This is a genomic window from Nonomuraea sp. NPDC003560 (assembly GCF_042878785.1).
Taxonomy (GTDB): Bacteria; Actinomycetota; Actinomycetes; order Streptosporangiales; family Streptosporangiaceae; genus Nonomuraea.
In genome coordinates, this window is the sequence record NZ_JBIAOF010000006.1 from 128,357 (window position 1) to 145,272 (window position 16,916).

Sequence of the window (16,916 nt, forward strand, 5' to 3'; positions counted from 1 at the left end):
TCAGGCAGGCGTGATCGTGTCGAGGACGTCGATCACGTACAGCATGGGCCTGTCCCCCGGGGAGCCCACGGCCAGCCGGCTGCCGACCTGGCTGCCGACCAGCGCCTCCAGCCAGGCGGGCGGCACCGAGCCGGGCCTGAGCGTGAAGGCGCTGGGACCGCCCTTCCGGTAGGACGAGTCCACCACCGTGCGGGACGGCCAGGACGCGGCCACGTACTGGATGACCACCTTGGAACCGGCCGTGACGTCCCGTCCCGAACCGTCGATGAGGGTCCGGGGCGGGGAGTCCGGCCGCAGGTCGGACGGGATCGCCGGCAGCGCCCGCCCGACGAGCCGCGCGTCGGGCGGGTAGCCGCCGAGGATGTCGAAGACCACCACCAGCGTGTCGGCCGGCGAGACGCCGGTCAGCGGCACGTTCGGGCCCAGAGCCTCGGAGGCCGGGCTGACCAGCATCACCCGGCTGCCGGCCGGCCTGCCGATGAGCGAGGCCCGCCAGGTCTCGGAGACCTCCCTGCCGTCGAAGACGACCGTGGTGGGCTGGTTGCCGTCGTAGGTGCTGAGATACGGCTTGTTTCCCGACCATCGCCGGATGTCCACGTCGGCGAGCACGACGTCCCCCGGGACCGTACGCCGGCCGTTGCCCACGGAGAGCACCGTGATCCGCGGCGTGCGCCCCGGCTTCCCCCGGGGTATGGCGACGACGGGCTTGCTGCCGAACGCGCCCGTCACGACGGGCTGCGAGCCGTCCTCGGCGACGCCACACGAGGTGGCCAGCATGAGTACGGCAGGCCAGAGCAGGCGCACGATTTCCCCCAAGATGCCAGATCCGAAGGGGTTACTTGCCGCGATCGCCAAAAGGAAAGCTGCGGGTCTCGCCATCTCACGACAAAGGGCGCGGGAGACTGGACCGCGTGAGCAAGCCCAACCTGGCCCGCAGGGTCGCAGAAGCAGCCGAGATCGCGTTGACCACCCGCCACTACGTGACGTTCATCGACGTCGTGACGGGGTTGCGCTGGCTGCGGTCCCGGCACGTGGACCTCTGGCGGCAGGGCCGCGCTGGCACGCTGGCCGAACTGGCCGCGGTCGACGAGGAGCGGCTGCTCGTCACGGCCGGGCTGCTGCGGGAATGGGCGCTGGCCAAGGGGCTGCGGCCGGTGGAGACGCCGTACGTGGCCGGCACCCGCGACCGGCGCGACCTGCGCTTCACCTCCGGCCACGGGCAGGACGCCTTCCGCGTCCACTGGCTCTCGCCCGATCTGAGCGAGGCCCGGGTGCGGCGGCTCACCGAGCGGCAGAGCAAGGCCCCCGACCTGGTGGCCGTGGTCTCCGAGAACCCGTGGACGTGCGCGTCCTGCGGCGACACCGGGCCGTACCTGATCATGGAGGACGACCGGCCCCACTGCCTGAGCTGCGCCGACCTGGACCACCTGGTGTTCCTGCCGGCGGGGAACGCGGCGCTCAGCCGGCGGGCCAAGCAGGAGAGCGGGCTGTCGGCGGTGGTCGTCCGGTACAACCGGCGGCGCAAGGTCTACCAGCGCCAGGGCGTGCTGGTCGAGGAGGCCGCGCTGGCCGCGGCCGAGGAGCGCTGCCTGGCCGACGAGGAGGCGCGGCTGCGCCGCCGCGAGCGCGACCATGTGCGCAGGGCCGAGCAGGACGTCGCCTTCCAGGCGGCGATGGCGGCCGAGATCGCCCGGCTGTTCCCGGGCTGCCCGGCCGAGCGGGCCCGCGAGATCGCCGAGCACGCCGGCCGGCGCGGCAGCGGCCGGGTGGGCAGGACGGCGGCGGCCAGGGCGCTCGACGAGAACGCCATCACGCTGGCGGTGATCGCGTCGGTCCGGCACCTCGACACCGACTACGACCGCCTGCTCATGTCCGGCGTCCCCCGGATGGAGGCCAGGGACCGGATCAGGGACGCCATCGCGGCCAGGCTCACGGAGTTCCGGCGACCGCCCCGATGACCGCGCGGGCCCGCCTTCGGTACCGTCCATGCATGGACGACTGGCACACCGTACGTGCGGAACTGCGGGCCTTCGCGCTGGGGCTGCCCGAGACCCACGAGGACCATCCGTGGGGCGAGACGGTCATCAAGGTCAACAAGAAGGTCTTCCTGTTCCTCGGCCTGGACGAGCAGACGGAGAAGTGGGCCCCGACGTTCGGCGTGAAGCTGCTGTCGGAGGCGCACGGCCACGCGCTGACCGTCGAGGGCGCGGCCCCCAGCGGGTACGGCCTGGGCAGGGCCGGCTGGGTGACCGTGCCGTTCCTGTCGGCGCTGCCCGAGACCGACGTGCTGCTCGACTGGGTCGAGGAGAGCTACCGGGCCATCGCCCCGAAGCGGGCGGTCAAGCTACTGGACGGCCAGCCGTAGCGCGAAGGCGACCAGCAGCACGCCGGTCACCCGCTCGACCCTGGCCCGCACCCGCGGCCTGCGCAGCAGCGCGCTCACCCGGTCGATGATCACGTTGTAGAGGCTGAACCAGAGCACGTACAGCACGGCGATGATCCCCGACAGCAGCAGGGCCCGTCCCAGGGTGTCGCCGTGGCCGGGCAGGAACTGCGGCAGCCAGGTCACGAAGAGCAGCAGCACCTTGGGGTTGAGCAGGTTCGACAGCAGCCCCCTGCGCACGTGCACGAGCGGCGAGCCGGTCGGGGGCGCGGCGCCCTCCACGGCCTTGGCCCGGTTCCGGCTCGACAGCAGGGCGTGCACCCCAAGCCAGAGCAGGTAGCAGATGCCGAGGGCGCGCACCACGGTGAAGGCGGTGGGCGAGGCGGCCAGCAGCGCCGACAGGCCGACCGCGGCGGCCGCGGCGTGCACGGACAGGCCCAGCAGGCCGCCGAGCATGGTCAGCAGGCCGGCCACGCGGCCGTGGGCGAGGGAGTTGCGCATGATCAGGGCCGCGTCGGGGCCGGGGATCATGATCATGATCAGCGTCGTGACCGCGAAGGTCAGCAGCATGGCGGGGGTCTCCCGGAGCTGGGGGCGCGCTCCCGCCCGACCCGCCGGGTGTGCGGAGGTCGCACGGTCACGCGGGCGAACATCGTCAGTGCCTTGTGGGCACCGGCCATGATATCTGGATCAGTTTGCCGAAACACGCCAGGAAAGGCGATAAGGGACCTCTGTGACGAAAGCCACCGCGAGGTCCCTGATCTGCCCGGCGCAGGCCGCCTCTATTCGGCGAAGGCCGCCAGTGCGATGCCGAGGCCGCGTTCGTTCTGGCCCTGGGCCTTGGCGTCGGTGGAGTTGAGCGAGTAGACCACGACGCGGCTCAGGTCCTGGGTGGCGCCGATGCCGGCGGAGCTGCCGTAGCGGGCGCCGGTCTTGCCGTACGCGACGATGCCGCCGGGCAGCACCAGCTCGGTCAGGCCCGAGGTGTAGTGGGCCGGCTCGTCCTCGGTGCCGTACATGGTCACCTTCGGCACGGTGAACATCGGCTTCAGCTGCTCGGCGGGCACGAGCCGGCCGCCGAACAGCGCCTTGGTGAACTTCTCCAGGTCGGCGGCGGTGGTGATGAGGTCGCCCGAGGCCCAGGTGGAGGTGACCTCCATCTCGGTGACGTCCACGACGTACGCGCCGCCGTAGGGGAAGGAGTCGGGGAAGCCCTTGGGGACGACCTGGTAGCCCTGGTTGTGCCGGCCGTGGATCTTGACGGACCTGCCGGGGAAGTAGCTCTGGTTCATGCCGGCCGGACGCAGGATCCGGGCGCCGACCTCCTGCTCGTACGACCTGCCGGTGACCTTCTCGATCACCAGGCCCTCGACGAACGTGTTGATGTTGAGGTAGTGCTGCTTGGTCCCGGGGGTGAACTCGATCGGGTTGAGCACGGCCTGGCGGACGTACTCGCGCGGGGTGATCGTCTTGAAGCGGTCGGCGTAGACCCGCTCGAAGCCGCCCTCCGACTTCGGCGCGGGCAGGCCGCTGGTGTGGTTGAGCACCTGGGCCAGCTTGACCGGCGGGTAGTCGGCGGGCAGCAGCCCCGGCAGGTACTCCTGGACCGTGCGGTCGAGGGAGACCTTGCCCTCGGCCACCAACTGAAGCACGACCGCCGTGGTGAGCACCTTGGTCACGCTGCCCGCCCGGAACCTGGCCCCCTCCCTTGCCGGGTGCTTCCCGCGCAGATCGGTCACGCCGGAGACGCCGTGCCAGGAGCCGGCCGAGCCGCTGACCCTGACCTCGGCCGCGGTGGCGTCCGCCGCGGGCAGCCCGGCGATGCTCTTGCGCAGCGCGGTCTCGTTGATCGGCGGCACCTGGACGGCGGCAGCGGCGCTGTGGGCGCCCACCTCCGCATGGGCGGGCGCGCTCACGGTCAGGGCGGACAGGGCCAGGACGGCGGCGGCGAGACGGGTGCGCTTCATGGGGATCTCTCCAGGTCACATCGGCTTTCGATGGGACAATCCTGGCCGGGGACCCCCTGGCGGCGGATCGCCGACGACGGCGATGTTCCGGCTCGCTCTCAGGAGGGAGGGGACTCGCCCGATCAGGTGACCGCGAGCCGCCGGGCGTACCGCTCGTCCCGCCACAGCTCCTTGTCCAGCACCTCCAGCAGCGTGGTGGCCGCGTCGTGGACGTCGGCGTAGCCGATGTAGAGCGGCGCGAAGCCGAACCTCAGGACGTCCGGCGCGCGGAAGTCGCCGTGCACCCCCCGGTCGATGAGGGCCCGCATGACCGGGTAGCCGTCGGGGTGGTGGAAGCAGACCTGGCTGCCGCGCGAGTCCGGCTCGGCGGGCGAGACCAGCTTGAGCGCGTCGCCGACCAGGTCGACGAAGAGCGAGGTCAGGGCGACGCTCTTGGCCCGCACCTGCGCCATCGGCACCCGCTCCCAGATGTCCAGGGCCGCCTCCAGCGCGGCGAAGGACACCACGTGCGGCGTGCTGACCGCGAAGCGCCGGATGCCCTCGGCCGGGCGGTAGCCGGTCTCGAAGGCGAACGGCTCGGCGTGGCCGTGCCAGCCGGACAGCACGTTCTCGGCGGTGGCGTGGTGGCGCGGGTTGACGTAGAGGAAGGCGGGCGCGCCGGGTCCGGCGTTGAGGTACTTGTACGTGCACCCGACCGCGAAGTCGGCCTGCGACACGTCCACCTCCATGGCGCCCACGCTGTGGCACACGTCCCAGACCATGAGCGCCCCGGCCGCCTGGACCTGGGCGGTCACCGAGGGCACGGGCCGCCGGGCGCCGGTGCGGTAGTCCACCTCCGACAGCAGCACGACGGCCGCGTCGTCGAACCGGCCCTCGGCGTAGTCGCGCACCTCGTAGTCGCCGAGCAGCCGGGCCAGGCCCTGGGCGATGTAGTGGTCGGTGGGGAAGTTCCGCGGGTCGGAGACGATCACCTTGCGGCCGGGGCGCAGCCGTACGGCGGCGGCCAGCGCCTGGTAGGCGGCGATCGTGGTGGTGTTGCCCACGACGACCTGGCCGGGGCCGGCCCCGATCAGCGGCGCGAGCCGGTCGCCGGCGGTCAGCGGCTGGTCGTACCAGCCGGCCGCGTTCCAGCCGCCGACCAACTGGCCGCCCCACTCGTCCTCGACCGTGCGGCGCACCCGTTCCGCGGCGCGGCGGGGCATCGCGCCGAGCGAGTTGCCCACGAGGTAGACGACCCCTTCGGGCAGGACGAACTCGTCCTTGAACGGCCGCAGCGGATCGTCGGCGTCGAGGGCGAGGCAGGCGTCGCGGTCCAGCACCGGTTGTGCTCCTTACGAGGGTGAGATGGTGGCGATTATCCGGTTTACACCATTCTGGTACTCGCGGACGTACCAGTTCTGCACCGGATTGTGGGCCGCGTCCAGGCGGAGCGATCCTCGTGGGCCGTCCAGCTCTTCCACCCCGGCCAGCGCCTTCGTCAGGTCGCCGCCGGCGGCCGCCGCCCGGTCGATCAGCCGCATCGCGTCCCAGCTCTGCAGCGCGACCGCGGACGGGTTCCGCCCGGTGCGCGCCCGCCACCCCGCCACGAACGCGGCGTTGGCCGGGTTCCGCAGCGCGGGCGACCAGAGCCCGACGCTGACCATGCCCTCGGCGTCCCGGCCGACCGCGCGCAGGACGTCCTCGTCGGCCAGGTTCTGGCAGGCCAGCAGCTTGATCCTGGCATCGTAGCCGAACCGCTTGAACGCCTTGACGAACGCGACCGCCTCCCCGCCCGCGTAGAAGGCGTACAGAAGCCGCGCCTCGCGCGGTATGCGCGCCAGGTACGGCTCCAGGTCGGCCTGCCCGCCGAACGGCGTCAGGATGCGCTTGAGCGGCCCGGCGCCGTATCCCTCGGCGAAGCCGGTCAGGGTCTCGGCGCCCGCGGAGTAGTCGGAGGCCATGAGCACCACGTCCTGGCCGGCGTAGTGCTCGGCGGCGTACCGGCCGGCCGCGTAGCCGTGGGCGCGGTTGGTGTAGGACACCCGGAAGACGCCGGGCCCGCCGAGCTGGTCGGCGCCCGCGTTCGCGATCACCACCGGGGTGCCGGCCGCCTCCTTGACCACCGAGACGGCGACCGGGGAGGCGAGCAGGCCGGTGAGCACGTCGGCCCCGCCGTCGATCAGCTTCCTGGCCTGCTCCGCGCCGATCTCCGGGCTGCCGGCGTCGTCGGCCACGACCAGCCGGGCCGGTCGGCCGCCGAGCAGGCCGTGGTGGTCGTCCAGGTAGAGCCGCATGGCGGTCTCCATGTCGTCGCCGAGGGTGGCGTACACGCCGGTCTGCGAGATGATCGCGCCGACCCGTACGGGCTCGTCCTCCGCGGCGAGGGGCACCGAGCCGCCGCAGCCGGCGACCATCAGCGCGACCAGCCCCAGCACGGCAACGCGCATGGGAGCCCCCTTCAGCCCTCGCCCGACGCCCCGGGCACGCGCGGCGCGCGGGCGTCGGTGGCCAGCTAGCCCTTGCCGGGGTGCAGCGCGCCGCACCGGTCACACGTGCGGGCCTTCTCGTCGCCGTAGAACGCCTCGAAGACCGGCGGCAGGTCCTTGACGATGTCGCGCACCTGGAGCTCGACCTCGTGGACCTTGGCGCCGCATTCCGCGCAGTACCACTGGAACTTCTCCAGCTCGCCCTCGGGCCGGACGCGCTCCACCACCAGCCCGACGGACCCGGCCTCCGGGCGCTGCGGCGAGTGCGGCATGCGCGCCGGCAGCAGCCACATCTGCCCCTCCCGGACGTGCACGGTCTCGGGGCCGTTCTCGGTCACCACGTTGACGTGCATGTTGCCGCGCACCTGGTAGAACAGCTCCTCGTACGGATCGACGTGGAAGTCGGTCCTGGAGTTGGGCCCGCCGACCACCATCACGATGAAGTCGCCGGCCCCCTCGAAGACCACCTTGTTGCCGACCGGCGGCTTGAGCAGGTGGGCGTGCTCGTCGATCCACTTGGTGAAGTCAATGGGGGGAATCATGGTCGCTCCTGTGGATGGTGGGCGACGACCTGCATCTCGATGAGCAGGTGCGGGTGCGGGAGCTGGTGCACCGCCACCGTGGTCCTGGTCGGACCCTCCTCGTCGAAGAATTCGGCGTACACCTCGTTGTAGCCCTTGAAGTCGTTCATGTTTACCAGGTACGTGGTGATCTGTACGAGATCCGCGAGTGAGCTTCCGGCGGCCGTGAGCAGGTCGCCGATGTTCTCGATGACCGCCCGCGTCTGGGCGCGGATGTCCAGGTCGGTGACGCCGAACCGGTCGGCGCGGGCGCCCGCGAAGGTGCCGTCGGGCCTGCGGGAGCTGGTGCCGGAGACGTACAGGAAGTCGCCCGCGCGCTTGACGTGCGGGAACCGTCCCCGGGGCACGGCCTTGCCGGGGACGCGGATGGCCTCGCGGCTCACGTGCCGAACACCGCCCGCACCGATCCGAGCCCCTCGATCCTGGCCTCGAACACGTTCCCCGCCTCGACCGGCACGACCGGGCCGAGCGCGCCGGTCAGGACGACGTCCCCGGCGCGCAGCGGGTGGCCGGTGGCGGCCAGCGCGCCGGCCAGCCAGAGTGCGGCGTTCAGCGGGTTGCCCATGCACGCGGCTCCGGACCCGGCCGAGACCTCCTCGCCGTCGCGGGTCATCGTCATCGCGGCCGCGCCGAGGTCGAGGTCGGTCAGCCGCTTCGGCGTGGCGCCCAGGACGTACGCGCCGGAGGAGGCGTTGTCGGCGACCGTGTCGGTGATCGTGATGTCCCAGTCGGCGATGCGCGAGTCGGCGATCTCGATGGCGGGCAGCGCGAACTCCACCGCCCTGATCACGTCCACCAGCGTGAACGGCCCCTCGGTCAGGTCCTTGCCGAACACGAGCGCGACCTCGGCCTCGGCGCGCGGCTGCAGGAACCGCTGCACCTTGATGGGCCGGCCGTCGAGCTCGGCCATGTCGGCGAAGAGCATGCCGTGGTCAGGCTGGTCGATGCCGAACTTCCGCTGCAGCAGCGGGTTGGTGGCGCCGATCTTCCGGCCGACCGGCCGCCGGCCCTCCGCCAGCGCCCGCCGGGTGTTGATGTCCTGCACCGCGTAGGCGTCGGTGACCGTGGTGATGAGATCCCTGAGCGGCGCGCAGGGCTTGCCGGTACGCGCGGCCTCGACGAGCCGCTCGGCGGCCTGACCCCGGGTGTCGACGGCCAGGGACCATTCGTCATGCATCGGGTTGCTCCAGTTTGATGGTGATCGTGGTGGGCTCGGAGTAGAAGTCGAGCGACTGCGTGCCGCCCTCCCTGCCGATGCCCGACAGCTTCACGCCGCCGAACGGGGTGCGCAGGTCGCGCAGGTACCAGGTGTTGACCCAGACCAGCCCCGCCTCCAGGCGCTGGGCCACGCGATGGGCGCGGTCGAGGTTGGTGGTCCAGAGGGTGGCGGCCAGGCCGTACTCGCTGCTGTTGGCCAGGTCGATCGCCTCGGCCTCGCTGTCGAAAGGAGCCACGTGGCACACGGGACCGAAGATCTCCTCTCGATTGAAGCGGGACCACTCCGACAACCCTGTCATTACCGTTGGTTCCACGAAATATCCGGAATCGCGGTGGTCGCCGAACGTCGGGACGCCGCCCCCCGTGAGCACCTTGGCCCCCTCCGAGCGGGCCAGGGCGTAGTAGGACAACACCTTCTCCCGATGCCCCGCCGAGATCATCGGCTGCGGCTCGACCTCCTGGGCGCGCGAGGCCAGCAGGCCGCAGAAGTCCTCGAAGATCGGCCGCTCGACGTAGAGCCGCTCGGTGCACAGGCACACCTGGCCGCCGTTGGTGAAGACCGACTTCACCGTGCCCTCGACGGCCCGGCCCAGGTCGCAGTCCTCGAAGACCAGGCCGGCGTTCTTGCCGCCCAGCTCGAACGAGATCGGCTTGACCCGGTCGGCGGCGGTCTTCATGATCTGCGTCCCGGTCGCGGTCGAGCCGGTGAACGTCACGCCGTCCACGCCCGGGTGCTCGACGAGGAGCTGGCCCGCCGGGCCGTGCCCGAAGATGATGTTGACCACGCCCGGGGGCAGGCCGGCCTCGGCGCAGATCTCGGCGAAGACCGCGGCCGAGCCGGGCGTGTGCTCCGACGGCTTGACGACCACGGTGTTGCCGGCGACGAGGGCGGGGGCCAGCTTCCACGTCATGAGCAGGAACGGCAGGTTCCACGGCACGATCACGGCGACCACGCCGAGCGGCCTGCGCACGGTGTAGCTGAGCACGCCGGCGAGGTGGAAGGCGTCGTCGGGGCGCTGGGAGGCGATCTCGGCGAACGCGCGGAAGTTCGCGATGCCGCGCGGCACGTCCAGCGTGCGGGTCTGGCCGAGCGGCTTGCCGGTGTCGGCGATCTCGGCCGTGACCAGGTCGTCGAAGCGGACCTCGATGCCCTCGGCGAGGCGGCGCAGCCATCCGGCCCGCTCGGCCACCGGCAGCCCCGCCCAGTCGCGCGCCGCCTCCCTGGCCGCGCGCACCGCCCGGTCGACCACCTCCGGATCGGCCTCGTGCACCTGCCTGATCACCCCGCCCGTCACCGGGTCGTGGACCGGGAACGCATTGCCCGCCGCCACCGGCAGCCCGCCGATGAAATGGGTCAGCACAGCAGCCTCCTCTAGCCTCACTCCCGGTATAGATCGTCGGGCGACGGTGAGACAACAGTCCGGCGGGGGCGGGAACCGCGCGGGCCCGTCAGGGCTCGGTGGCGCCGGTGACACTGAGCCACCCCTCGGCCGGCCCCCTGGCGGACCTGTCCATACGGACATCTTCCGGTACCCCTCGGCGGCCCGGGATGATGACCAAATGGCGCGCACATGGGAATTGTGGGGAAATATCATTATCGCTGGGGTTTTTGCGCTTCCAGTGGCCTTCCTGGTGATCATCCTGCTCGCCCGCCGCCGGGCCCGCGCTGGGCATCCGGCGCCGCTGCGCACCTCGCTCGCCGACGTCGGCGTCGTCGTGGGGACCGCGCCGTGGATCTGGATGATCCTCACGCCGTCCGCCGGCCGGTCCGGGGTCGGCCTCGTCCCGTTCATGGACCTCGCCGATCTCGCCGGAGCCTCGTGGGAGACGGTGACGGTGCAGGTCGGGGGCAATCTGCTGGTGTTCGCCGCACTGGGCGCCCTGCTGCCCGTACGGACCGCCGCGATGGCCTCCTACGGCCGGGTTGCGGCCGTCGCGGCGGCCTTTTCGGTCACGGTCGAGTTCCTCCAGTACGCCCTGCGACTGGGCCGGTTCTCCTCCGTGGACGACGTGATCATGAACACCGCGGGCGCGCTGCTCGCCGCGGCGGTTACTCGCCGCTGGTGGGCCCCGCGAATAGCGGCCGGGACCGTTCCACGATAACGGTCTGCATAAACGTCCTCGCATTCATCACACAGGCACGATCAGCTCAAAAGAAGCTCGGGACCAACCTCTGTATCTGTGCGATCGTGGACAAGACGGGGCAAGTTCTCTGGAGACGCCACAACCTGGTTGGTGACAGAGGGTGATCGAAACGTGTCTGAATCCCCGGTACCCCACGAGCCCCCTATTTATCGCCGCATCGCCGACGGCCTCCGCGCCCGGATCCTGTCCGGCGAACTGCGCGACGGGGACCGCCTACCGGGCGAGAACGCGCTCATGGCCGACTACGCAATCGCACGCGCCACCGCCAGGCAGGCGCTTGCCGTACTGATCAACGAAGGGCTGGCGGTGCCCAAACGAGGTTCGGGGGTCTACGTGCGCCTGTTCAAACCGATCCGCAGACACGGCTCGCGCCGCCTGTCACGAGAGCAGTGGGGTCAGGGGCGTGCCATCTGGGACGCCGACACCCGGGGCCGTCCCTTCACCGTGGACCAGGTGGAGGTGGTGCTGGAGCGCGCGTCGGAGGAGGTGGCGGGCGTCCTGGAGAGCGGCGAGGTATGGGTGCGTCGGCGCCGCTACTCCGTGGACGGCCGGCCCGTGCAGCTGGCGACCTCCTCCTTCCCCGCCCGCCTGGTCCAGGGCAGCGCCATCACCCTGCCCGACACCGGGCCGGGCGGCGTCTACGCCAGACTCGGCGACCTGGGCCTGCCCCCGGCCCACTTCACCGAGGAGGTGCGGGCCCGCATGCCCGGCCCCCGCGAGACCGGGCTGCTCGACCTGCCCGGCGGAACCCCCGTCATCGTCATCGCCCGCACCGCGTACACGGCGGGCGGCAGACCCGTCGAGCTCAACGAGATGGTCCTGGACTCGGCGGCATACGTACTCCAGTACGACTTCGACGCCTAGTTCAACCCGATCTGTCAAGCGATAGGTTGACCTGTCCATCACGATCATTGATTTCTCTAGAGAGGTCCCTCATCTTCTAAGGAGATGGAACCGTACAGGAGATGGAACCTTCGCCTGGGGCCCGGGAGGGTGCGCGGATGTCCGTTGACCGGCATCTTGCCGAGATCGCCCGGGAGTACCCCAGGTGGACCATCTGGCGGAGCGACGCGGGCCGCTGGTGGGCCACGCGGCACCATCCGCTCGACGCGGCGCAGCGTGCGGCCGGATGTGCGATGACCATCGACGCGGACGACCCGGACGGCCTGCGCGACCAGCTCCGGGACCAGGAGGAACGGACCGGCCGGCAGCCCCGCTGGTGGGCCGGCCCCGCTCCTCCCTGACGCGGGCCGTGGAGCGTTCCGCGGCTCGCACGCGAGCAGCCCGGTGCCGGGTCCAGCGTCTCGGCGGCCCCGGCACCGGGCCCCCAACGGGGCCACGAACGCGGAAGTCTCCGACCCTATCGGGGGCGGGGGCTTCCGCTCCCCGCCCCTTCATCCTCTAGGTGTGGTACTCGCCCAGCCGCAGGATGTGCACGTCGGTGTCGTCGGAGACGCTCTCCCTCGGCTTCTCCTCGTCCTCCTCGACGATGACCCGCACGTCGTCCTGCACGGACTGCTGCGGGGCCGGTTGCGGGGCCGGCGCGGCCTCGATGGCGGGCTCCGGCGCGGGCGCCGGGACGGCCACCGGCTGCTGGGCGGCGACCGGCGCGGGCGGCAGCGCCGACTCCGGCACGAGCTGCCCGGCCGCCGCCTCGGTGCGCATGAGGTCGCCGAGCACCGAGCCGATCTCGGTCAGCCGCCGCACGACCTCGGTGTGGGTGTTGGTCAGGTACTCCACCCGGCGCCCGGCGTGCTCGTCGAGCGAGGCCGTGCGCTGACGCGCCGCCGCCAGCATCGACTCGGCCTCCGCGTGCGCCCCCGCCACCAGCTGCTCGGCCTGCGCGTGGGCGGCCGCCATCATGCGCTCCGCCTCGGCCTGCGCTCCGCCGAGCACCCGCTCGGCCTCGGCGTGCGCGTCGCGCAGCAGGCCCTCGGCCTCACTGCGGGCCGACCCGAGCTGCTCCTCGGCGTCCGCGCCCGCCTGGGCCAGCATGCGCTCGGCCGCCTGCGTGGCCTCGGCCACCCGCCGCTCGGCCTCCGCCTGCGCCGAGGTCAGCATCTTGTCGGACGTCTCGCGCGACGTCGTCACCAGCCGCTCGGCCTCGGCCCTGGCGCTCTCCCGCACGGCGGTCGCCTCGGCCTCCGCGTCGGCGCGCTTGGCCGCGGCCTCCTCCTCGCCCAGCTTGAGGATCTGCGCGAGCCTCGGGCTGAGGTCCTCGTAGCTCTGGGGCGCCTCGACCATCCGCCGCCTGGCCTCCGCCAGCTCGACCCGGCCCTGCTCCGCCTGGTCGATCGCCCGTGCCAGCCGCTCTTCCAGATCCCGGACCTGGTTCCGGGTACGGATCATGTAGTCGTGCACCTGCCGGCGGTTGTAGCCGCGCATCACGACTTCGAAGGTGTCCTCTTGCATCAGATCGGGAATGCTCTCGTGCTGGTTTGTCATGGGGGTTACCTAAGGGTTTGCGTGAGGCGGGGGAAAACTGCGGGTTGTGAGGGTCTGACGACGAGACGTCAGGAAACGACTTTCCTGCCATCTGCCCACGTCCGCAACCGGAACGCCACACCTGGGGCGGGAATTACGATTGGACGAATGTACATAGCAGCGTTGGACGACGGGGCAGTGCCGGACATCCACCCGGAGGCGTACATCGCGCCCGGCGCCGTCGTGGTCGGGAGTGTGCGGGTGGGCCGGATGTCCAGCATCTGGTACGGCTCCGTTCTCCGAGGGGACGACGAGCGGATCGAGATCGGCGAGGAGTGCAACGTACAGGATCTGTGCTGCCTGCACGCCGACGCCGGCCAGCCCGCGATCCTGGAGGACCGGGTCAGCCTGGGCCACAAGGCCATGGTCCACGGCGCGCACGTCGAGACCGGCGCGCTGGTCGGCATCGGCGCGATCGTGCTCGGCGGCGCCCGGGTGGGCGCGGGCACGCTGGTCGCCGCGGGAGCGCTGGTCGGGCCGGGCAAGAAGATCCCGTCCGGGGTGCTGGTCGCCGGCGTGCCCGGCAGGATCGTGCGCGAGCTCACCGACGACGACCGGGCCTCCTTCGCCCGCACGCCGGACAACTACATGGCCAAGGCGGTCAGGCACCGGCAGGCGTCAGCAGTTTGATCAGGACCTGGTCCGACACCGAGGCGGTGTTGAGCGGGTCGGCGTAGTCCGGCAGCTCGGGGCGGAGGAAGCGGACGAAGTCGACGGTCAGCTTGAGATCGGGGGCGCCCTTGATCTGCTTGGCGTTGGCCTTGGCGGCGTCCTTCTTCAGCGCGCCGTAGCTGTCCCAGTCGGTGTAGGCGGTGACACCCCATTGCAGCACCTCGGGGAGGTTCGAGGGCCAGCGTCTGGCGACCTTCCAGGCGCCGCCGTCCTCCTTGTAGAGCGCGACGGCGACCCGGCCCAGCCTGGCCAGGACGAGGTCCACCCAGCCGTCCTTGACCGCCACCTCCAGCGGCTTGGAGCTGCCGTCCTGGGTGAACTTGGCCTCGACCTGCCCGGCCGCGTCGGCGGTGCCGGTGGTGACGGACATCCACACGGGCTTGTCGTACGTGCCGGGCTGGCGGGCCATGAGCCCGCCGAGCGAGAACTTGCGCGCCGGCCTGCCGCCCTTCTTGCCGGTGACCTTGACCCGGGCGTGCATGACGATGTCCCCGGCCAGCTCCTGGTAGACGAAGGGGCCGCGGAAGGCGTCGTACCAGGTGGAGGTCTTCGGCTCCAGGTAGAGGGCGCCCTTGGCGGTCTTGTTCACGTCGAGCTTGGCAATCCTGTCGACGTCCTTCTCGGTGTCGCTCAGCTTGCTCCACACGGCCAGCTCCGCGGCGTCGGCGAACTCGCTGGAGGCCGATCCGACCTCGCCGCCGGGCGCGGGCGCCTGGGCGTTCTGGACGGTGAGCACGCCGGGACCGGTGGGAGTGGGCGGCGCCGCGGCGGTCCCGCAGCCGCTCACCACACCCGCCACTGCCAACACCCCTGCCACCTTTGCCCTCATAGCGGACATTCTGCCGTGAAATGCCGACGGGTGACGTCGGGCGGCCCAGTACGATGACGGCCGTGCGCCCCTGGGATGCGTTCACCTCGGCAGAGGCGGAGGTCCGCGCGATGGTCGCGGACCCGCGCTGGCAGGGCCTGTCCGTGCCCGACCGCGCGCACGTCCTGGCGGCCAGGGTCCTGGTGACCCAGGACGGCGACCGCTGGCTCTACGGCGCGTACGCGCGCTGGCACCTGCACGACCCCGGCGACGGCCGCTGGCACCCCGCGCCGCCGCCCAGGGGCGAACGGGCGCGCAAGGTGGGGCACGCCACGGCCGCGCTGCCGGACCAGGTGGTGCCCACCGGGCCCGACTTCGCCGCCGAGCCCGGCTCGACCCAGGCGTTCATCGGCCCCGACGTGCTGCCGGTGGTGACCGGGCAGATCGCGGAGATGGTCCGCGGCGCTGGGCGCAAGTCGGAGCTGGACTACCCGCTGACCGCCTTCGGGGAGATCTTCGCCGCCGACGTGCCGAGCACGGTCGCCGCCGTCTGGGGGACGATCATGTGGTGCGCGTACGCCCCCGCCTTCGACGGCAACGAGCGCCTGATCACCCTGTTCGGCGAGTACCTGCGCCGCTCGCTGCCCGGCGACGAATGGGTGCGCTGGCTGCCCGCGCCGCCGCTGCTCGACCTGGTCACGCTGGTGTCCGAGCGCACCCGCGCCGGCCGTCCGCGGGCCGCGCTCCGGCTGGCCGCGCTGATCGCCGACACCGCCCAGGTGCTGCTGTCCGACATCCGGTTCAGGCCGCGGGCGCTGGCGCTGCTCACGATGGTGGAGCCGGTGCTGCGCCGGCCCGGCCGCGACGACGCCACGGCCGCGCGGGGCGACGACGCCGTGCGCCGGGCCTGGCTCGACCGCTGCCCGCCGCGGCTGGCGCTGGCCCTGCTGCCGGAGACCGATCCCGACGCGTACTTCGCCCACTCGGTGTACGACCTGGTCGAGGCGCTGGGCTTCGTGCAGGACGCGTCAGGGGCGGCGGCGGCGTACCTGGCCGATCTGTCGGACTCCAGGAGGATGTTGCCCGAGCGGCTGAACCACCGGTTGCGGCGGGCGTACGTGGAGTTGGAGCGTGCCGGGCTGACGGGCACGTCGGCGGCCGAGCGCACCGAGCCGGAGGGCTTCGCCGTGCGTCCGGGCGGTGCGCCCGTGCCGCAGGCGGCGGTGGTGACGCCGCCCGACCGGGAGAGCAAGGCGGCCGTGCTGGGCGCCGCGTACGCCACGTGCCTGGCGTGGGGCCGGCTGACGGGGGCCAAGGTGCCGCAGCACGGCCTGGCCGGCCAGAGCGCGCTGGTCCGTGAGCTGATCCACGAACGGGACGACCATCACATCGGTCACCCCTAACGCACTATTACCGTTATTTCACCCTTACTCCGCCTATATCCCGCTATCACTTCAGTCACCGGGCAATTCGCTGAATTGTGATCTCGACTTCGGGAAATGATCCCTGTGGGGCCCCCGTGACGCCGAAAGGAATGACTCCGATGGGCCATGTCGCGAGAAGGTCCCCCGCCGTAACCTCGTAGAGGGTGTGGGCTGCGGAAGGAAGGACGACGCGGTGGGGCACGACGACCTGGACTCTCGGGTCCACGACCGTGTCGCGTTGGACGAGATTGCGCTCTACGCCGAGGTGCTCACTGCCGTGGCTGTCAGCGAACGGCGGCTGACCTTGGACGAACTCGACGACGCGCTCGGATTGCGGACTTCGGCGAGTCGCTGAAGACCATCGAAAATTACCTGTCCCGGGCTCCTGTGGGGTCCGGGACAGTGGTTCCCGGCTCTTACAGGTAACTAGTCAATCGAGGGTGTGCCTCTCCTACGTATGGAGGAGACGACCCCCTACGACTTGACCAGGCGGGCGATGGCGGCCGACGCCTCCTTCACCTTCGCCTCGGCCTCCGGGCCGCCCGTGTTGATCGCGTCGGCGACGCAGTGGGAGATGTGCTCCTCCAGCAGCCCGAGCGCCACGGCCTGGAGGGCCCGCGTGGCCGCGGAGACCTGGGTGAGCACGTCGATGCAGTAGGCATCGTCGTCGACCATGCGCTGCAGGCCCCTGATCTGGCCCTCGATTCGCCGGAGGCGCGTCAGATATGCCTGCTTGTCTCCGCTGTACCCATGCATGCTTCTACGGTAC

Annotated in this window: 20 protein-coding genes; 8 read left to right on the forward strand and 12 right to left on the reverse strand. The window is 71.5% G+C overall.

From position 1 onward, the window contains the following. A complete protein-coding gene (locus tag ACFYUV_RS24165) occupies window positions 1-804 on the reverse strand; it encodes an FKBP-type peptidyl-prolyl cis-trans isomerase (protein WP_387671462.1) in 804 nt (267 codons plus the stop codon). 107 nt (window positions 805-911) lie between these two features. Here ACFYUV_RS24165 and ACFYUV_RS24170 point away from each other — a divergent pair, with 107 nt between their 5' ends. Together ACFYUV_RS24170 and ACFYUV_RS24175 are read left to right on the forward strand one after the other, a co-directional pair. Next, the gene (locus tag ACFYUV_RS24170) at window positions 912-1,958 is read left to right on the forward strand and encodes a DUF2293 domain-containing protein (RefSeq protein ID WP_387671464.1); all 1,047 of its coding nucleotides are present in this window, start codon (window positions 912-914) and stop codon (window positions 1,956-1,958) included. A 32-nt stretch (window positions 1,959-1,990) separates the two neighbouring features. Next, on the forward strand, window positions 1,991-2,365 hold the full coding sequence (locus ACFYUV_RS24175; protein ID WP_358291625.1) for an MmcQ/YjbR family DNA-binding protein: 375 nt from the start codon (window positions 1,991-1,993) through the stop codon (window positions 2,363-2,365). Here the strand turns inward: ACFYUV_RS24175 and ACFYUV_RS24180 are convergent. The 8 genes from ACFYUV_RS24180 to ACFYUV_RS24215 all read right to left on the reverse strand — a co-directional run bounded on the left by ACFYUV_RS24180 (window position 2,345) and on the right by ACFYUV_RS24215 (window position 9,975). Further along, a complete protein-coding gene (locus ACFYUV_RS24180; RefSeq protein ID WP_352322983.1) occupies window positions 2,345-2,953 on the reverse strand; it encodes a LysE family translocator in 609 nt (202 codons plus the stop codon). The genes ACFYUV_RS24175 and ACFYUV_RS24180 overlap by 21 nt on opposite strands. Before the next feature lie 212 nt (window positions 2,954-3,165). Beyond that, the gene (locus ACFYUV_RS24185) at window positions 3,166-4,350 is read right to left on the reverse strand and encodes a serine hydrolase domain-containing protein (protein ID WP_387671466.1); all 1,185 of its coding nucleotides are present in this window, start codon (window positions 4,348-4,350) and stop codon (window positions 3,166-3,168) included. A gap of 122 nt (window positions 4,351-4,472) precedes the next feature. Further along, the gene (kynU, locus tag ACFYUV_RS24190; protein ID WP_387671468.1) at window positions 4,473-5,669 is read right to left on the reverse strand and encodes a kynureninase; all 1,197 of its coding nucleotides are present in this window, start codon (window positions 5,667-5,669) and stop codon (window positions 4,473-4,475) included. Window positions 5,670-5,681: 12 nt separating this feature from the next. Beyond that, a complete protein-coding gene (locus ACFYUV_RS24195; protein WP_387671470.1) occupies window positions 5,682-6,776 on the reverse strand; it encodes an ABC transporter substrate-binding protein in 1,095 nt (364 codons plus the stop codon). A gap of 65 nt (window positions 6,777-6,841) precedes the next feature. Beyond that, window positions 6,842-7,357, reverse strand: a complete 516-nt coding sequence (locus ACFYUV_RS24200) for a 3-hydroxyanthranilate 3,4-dioxygenase (protein WP_352358647.1) — start codon at window positions 7,355-7,357, stop codon at window positions 6,842-6,844. Beyond that, window positions 7,354-7,779, reverse strand: a complete 426-nt coding sequence (locus ACFYUV_RS24205; protein WP_387671472.1) for a RidA family protein — start codon at window positions 7,777-7,779, stop codon at window positions 7,354-7,356. Before ACFYUV_RS24205 ends, ACFYUV_RS24200 begins: the two co-directional genes overlap by 4 nt. Further along, window positions 7,776-8,573 (reverse strand): 2-keto-4-pentenoate hydratase, encoded by a 798-nt coding sequence (locus tag ACFYUV_RS24210; protein ID WP_387671474.1) that lies wholly within the window; start codon window positions 8,571-8,573, stop codon window positions 7,776-7,778. Before ACFYUV_RS24210 ends, ACFYUV_RS24205 begins: the two co-directional genes overlap by 4 nt. Continuing rightward, window positions 8,566-9,975: an aldehyde dehydrogenase family protein gene (locus ACFYUV_RS24215; protein ID WP_387671476.1), complete on the reverse strand. Its 1,410-nt coding sequence runs from the start codon at window positions 9,973-9,975 to the stop codon at window positions 8,566-8,568. The genes ACFYUV_RS24210 and ACFYUV_RS24215 overlap by 8 nt, the downstream gene beginning before the upstream one ends. A 259-nt stretch (window positions 9,976-10,234) precedes the next feature. On the opposite strand from ACFYUV_RS24215, the gene ACFYUV_RS24220 reads away from it, so the two are divergent. The 3 genes from ACFYUV_RS24220 (at window position 10,235) to ACFYUV_RS24230 (ending at window position 12,003) form a co-directional block, all read left to right on the forward strand. Then, entirely contained in the window at window positions 10,235-10,717 is a 483-nt protein-coding gene (locus ACFYUV_RS24220; RefSeq protein ID WP_387671478.1) for a VanZ family protein, read from the forward strand. 153 nt (window positions 10,718-10,870) lie between these two features. Continuing rightward, window positions 10,871-11,623, forward strand: a complete 753-nt coding sequence (locus ACFYUV_RS24225; protein ID WP_358291615.1) for a GntR family transcriptional regulator — start codon at window positions 10,871-10,873, stop codon at window positions 11,621-11,623. Window positions 11,624-11,760: 137 nt separating this feature from the next. Then, a complete protein-coding gene (locus tag ACFYUV_RS24230; protein WP_352322973.1) occupies window positions 11,761-12,003 on the forward strand; it encodes a hypothetical protein in 243 nt (80 codons plus the stop codon). Between the two features lie 157 nt (window positions 12,004-12,160). On the opposite strand, the gene ACFYUV_RS24235 is transcribed toward ACFYUV_RS24230, so the two are convergent. Beyond that, window positions 12,161-13,204 (reverse strand): hypothetical protein, encoded by a 1,044-nt coding sequence (locus ACFYUV_RS24235; RefSeq protein ID WP_387671480.1) that lies wholly within the window; start codon window positions 13,202-13,204, stop codon window positions 12,161-12,163. 147 nt (window positions 13,205-13,351) lie between these two features. Here ACFYUV_RS24235 and ACFYUV_RS24240 point away from each other — a divergent pair, with 147 nt between their 5' ends. After that, window positions 13,352-13,873, forward strand: coding sequence for a gamma carbonic anhydrase family protein (locus tag ACFYUV_RS24240; protein WP_352358632.1), 522 nt, complete (start codon window positions 13,352-13,354; stop codon window positions 13,871-13,873). On the opposite strand, the gene ACFYUV_RS24245 is transcribed toward ACFYUV_RS24240, so the two are convergent. Next, on the reverse strand, window positions 13,845-14,723 hold the full coding sequence (locus ACFYUV_RS24245; RefSeq protein ID WP_387671482.1) for a hypothetical protein: 879 nt from the start codon (window positions 14,721-14,723) through the stop codon (window positions 13,845-13,847). The genes ACFYUV_RS24240 and ACFYUV_RS24245 overlap by 29 nt on opposite strands. A 74-nt stretch (window positions 14,724-14,797) precedes the next feature. Here ACFYUV_RS24245 and ACFYUV_RS24250 point away from each other — a divergent pair, with 74 nt between their 5' ends. Then, on the forward strand, window positions 14,798-16,126 hold the full coding sequence (locus tag ACFYUV_RS24250) for a hypothetical protein (RefSeq protein ID WP_387672189.1): 1,329 nt from the start codon (window positions 14,798-14,800) through the stop codon (window positions 16,124-16,126). A 214-nt stretch (window positions 16,127-16,340) separates the two neighbouring features. After that, complete coding sequence (locus ACFYUV_RS24255; RefSeq protein ID WP_020540796.1) at window positions 16,341-16,502, forward strand: hypothetical protein; 162 nt, start codon at window positions 16,341-16,343, stop codon at window positions 16,500-16,502. Window positions 16,503-16,621: 119 nt separating this feature from the next. Here ACFYUV_RS24255 and ACFYUV_RS24260 read toward each other — a convergent pair whose 3' ends face one another. Next, window positions 16,622-16,903 (reverse strand): metal-sensitive transcriptional regulator, encoded by a 282-nt coding sequence (locus tag ACFYUV_RS24260; protein WP_352327377.1) that lies wholly within the window; start codon window positions 16,901-16,903, stop codon window positions 16,622-16,624. Between the last annotated feature and the right edge of the window lie 13 nt (window positions 16,904-16,916).

Excerpts from the sequence above, each read along its gene's own strand:
- ACFYUV_RS24260 (WP_352327377.1), bottom strand. The coding sequence starts at position 16,903 with ATGCATGGGTACAGCGGAGACAAGCAGGCATATCTGACGCGCCTCCGG.
- ACFYUV_RS24195 (WP_387671470.1), bottom strand. The coding sequence starts at position 6,776 with ATGCGCGTTGCCGTGCTGGGGCTGGTCGCGCTGATGGTCGCCGGCTGC.
- ACFYUV_RS24185 (WP_387671466.1), bottom strand. The coding sequence starts at position 4,350 with ATGAAGCGCACCCGTCTCGCCGCCGCCGTCCTGGCCCTGTCCGCCCTG.
- ACFYUV_RS24250 (WP_387672189.1), top strand. The coding sequence starts at position 14,798 with ATGACGGCCGTGCGCCCCTGGGATGCGTTCACCTCGGCAGAGGCGGAG.
- ACFYUV_RS24200 (WP_352358647.1), bottom strand. The coding sequence starts at position 7,357 with ATGATTCCCCCCATTGACTTCACCAAGTGGATCGACGAGCACGCCCAC.
- ACFYUV_RS24230 (WP_352322973.1), top strand. The coding sequence starts at position 11,761 with ATGTCCGTTGACCGGCATCTTGCCGAGATCGCCCGGGAGTACCCCAGG.
- ACFYUV_RS24180 (WP_352322983.1), bottom strand. The coding sequence starts at position 2,953 with ATGCTGCTGACCTTCGCGGTCACGACGCTGATCATGATCATGATCCCC.
- ACFYUV_RS24240 (WP_352358632.1), top strand. The coding sequence starts at position 13,352 with ATGTACATAGCAGCGTTGGACGACGGGGCAGTGCCGGACATCCACCCG.
- ACFYUV_RS24210 (WP_387671474.1), bottom strand. The coding sequence starts at position 8,573 with ATGCATGACGAATGGTCCCTGGCCGTCGACACCCGGGGTCAGGCCGCC.
- ACFYUV_RS24175 (WP_358291625.1), top strand. The coding sequence starts at position 1,991 with ATGGACGACTGGCACACCGTACGTGCGGAACTGCGGGCCTTCGCGCTG.
- ACFYUV_RS24235 (WP_387671480.1), bottom strand. The coding sequence starts at position 13,204 with ATGACAAACCAGCACGAGAGCATTCCCGATCTGATGCAAGAGGACACC.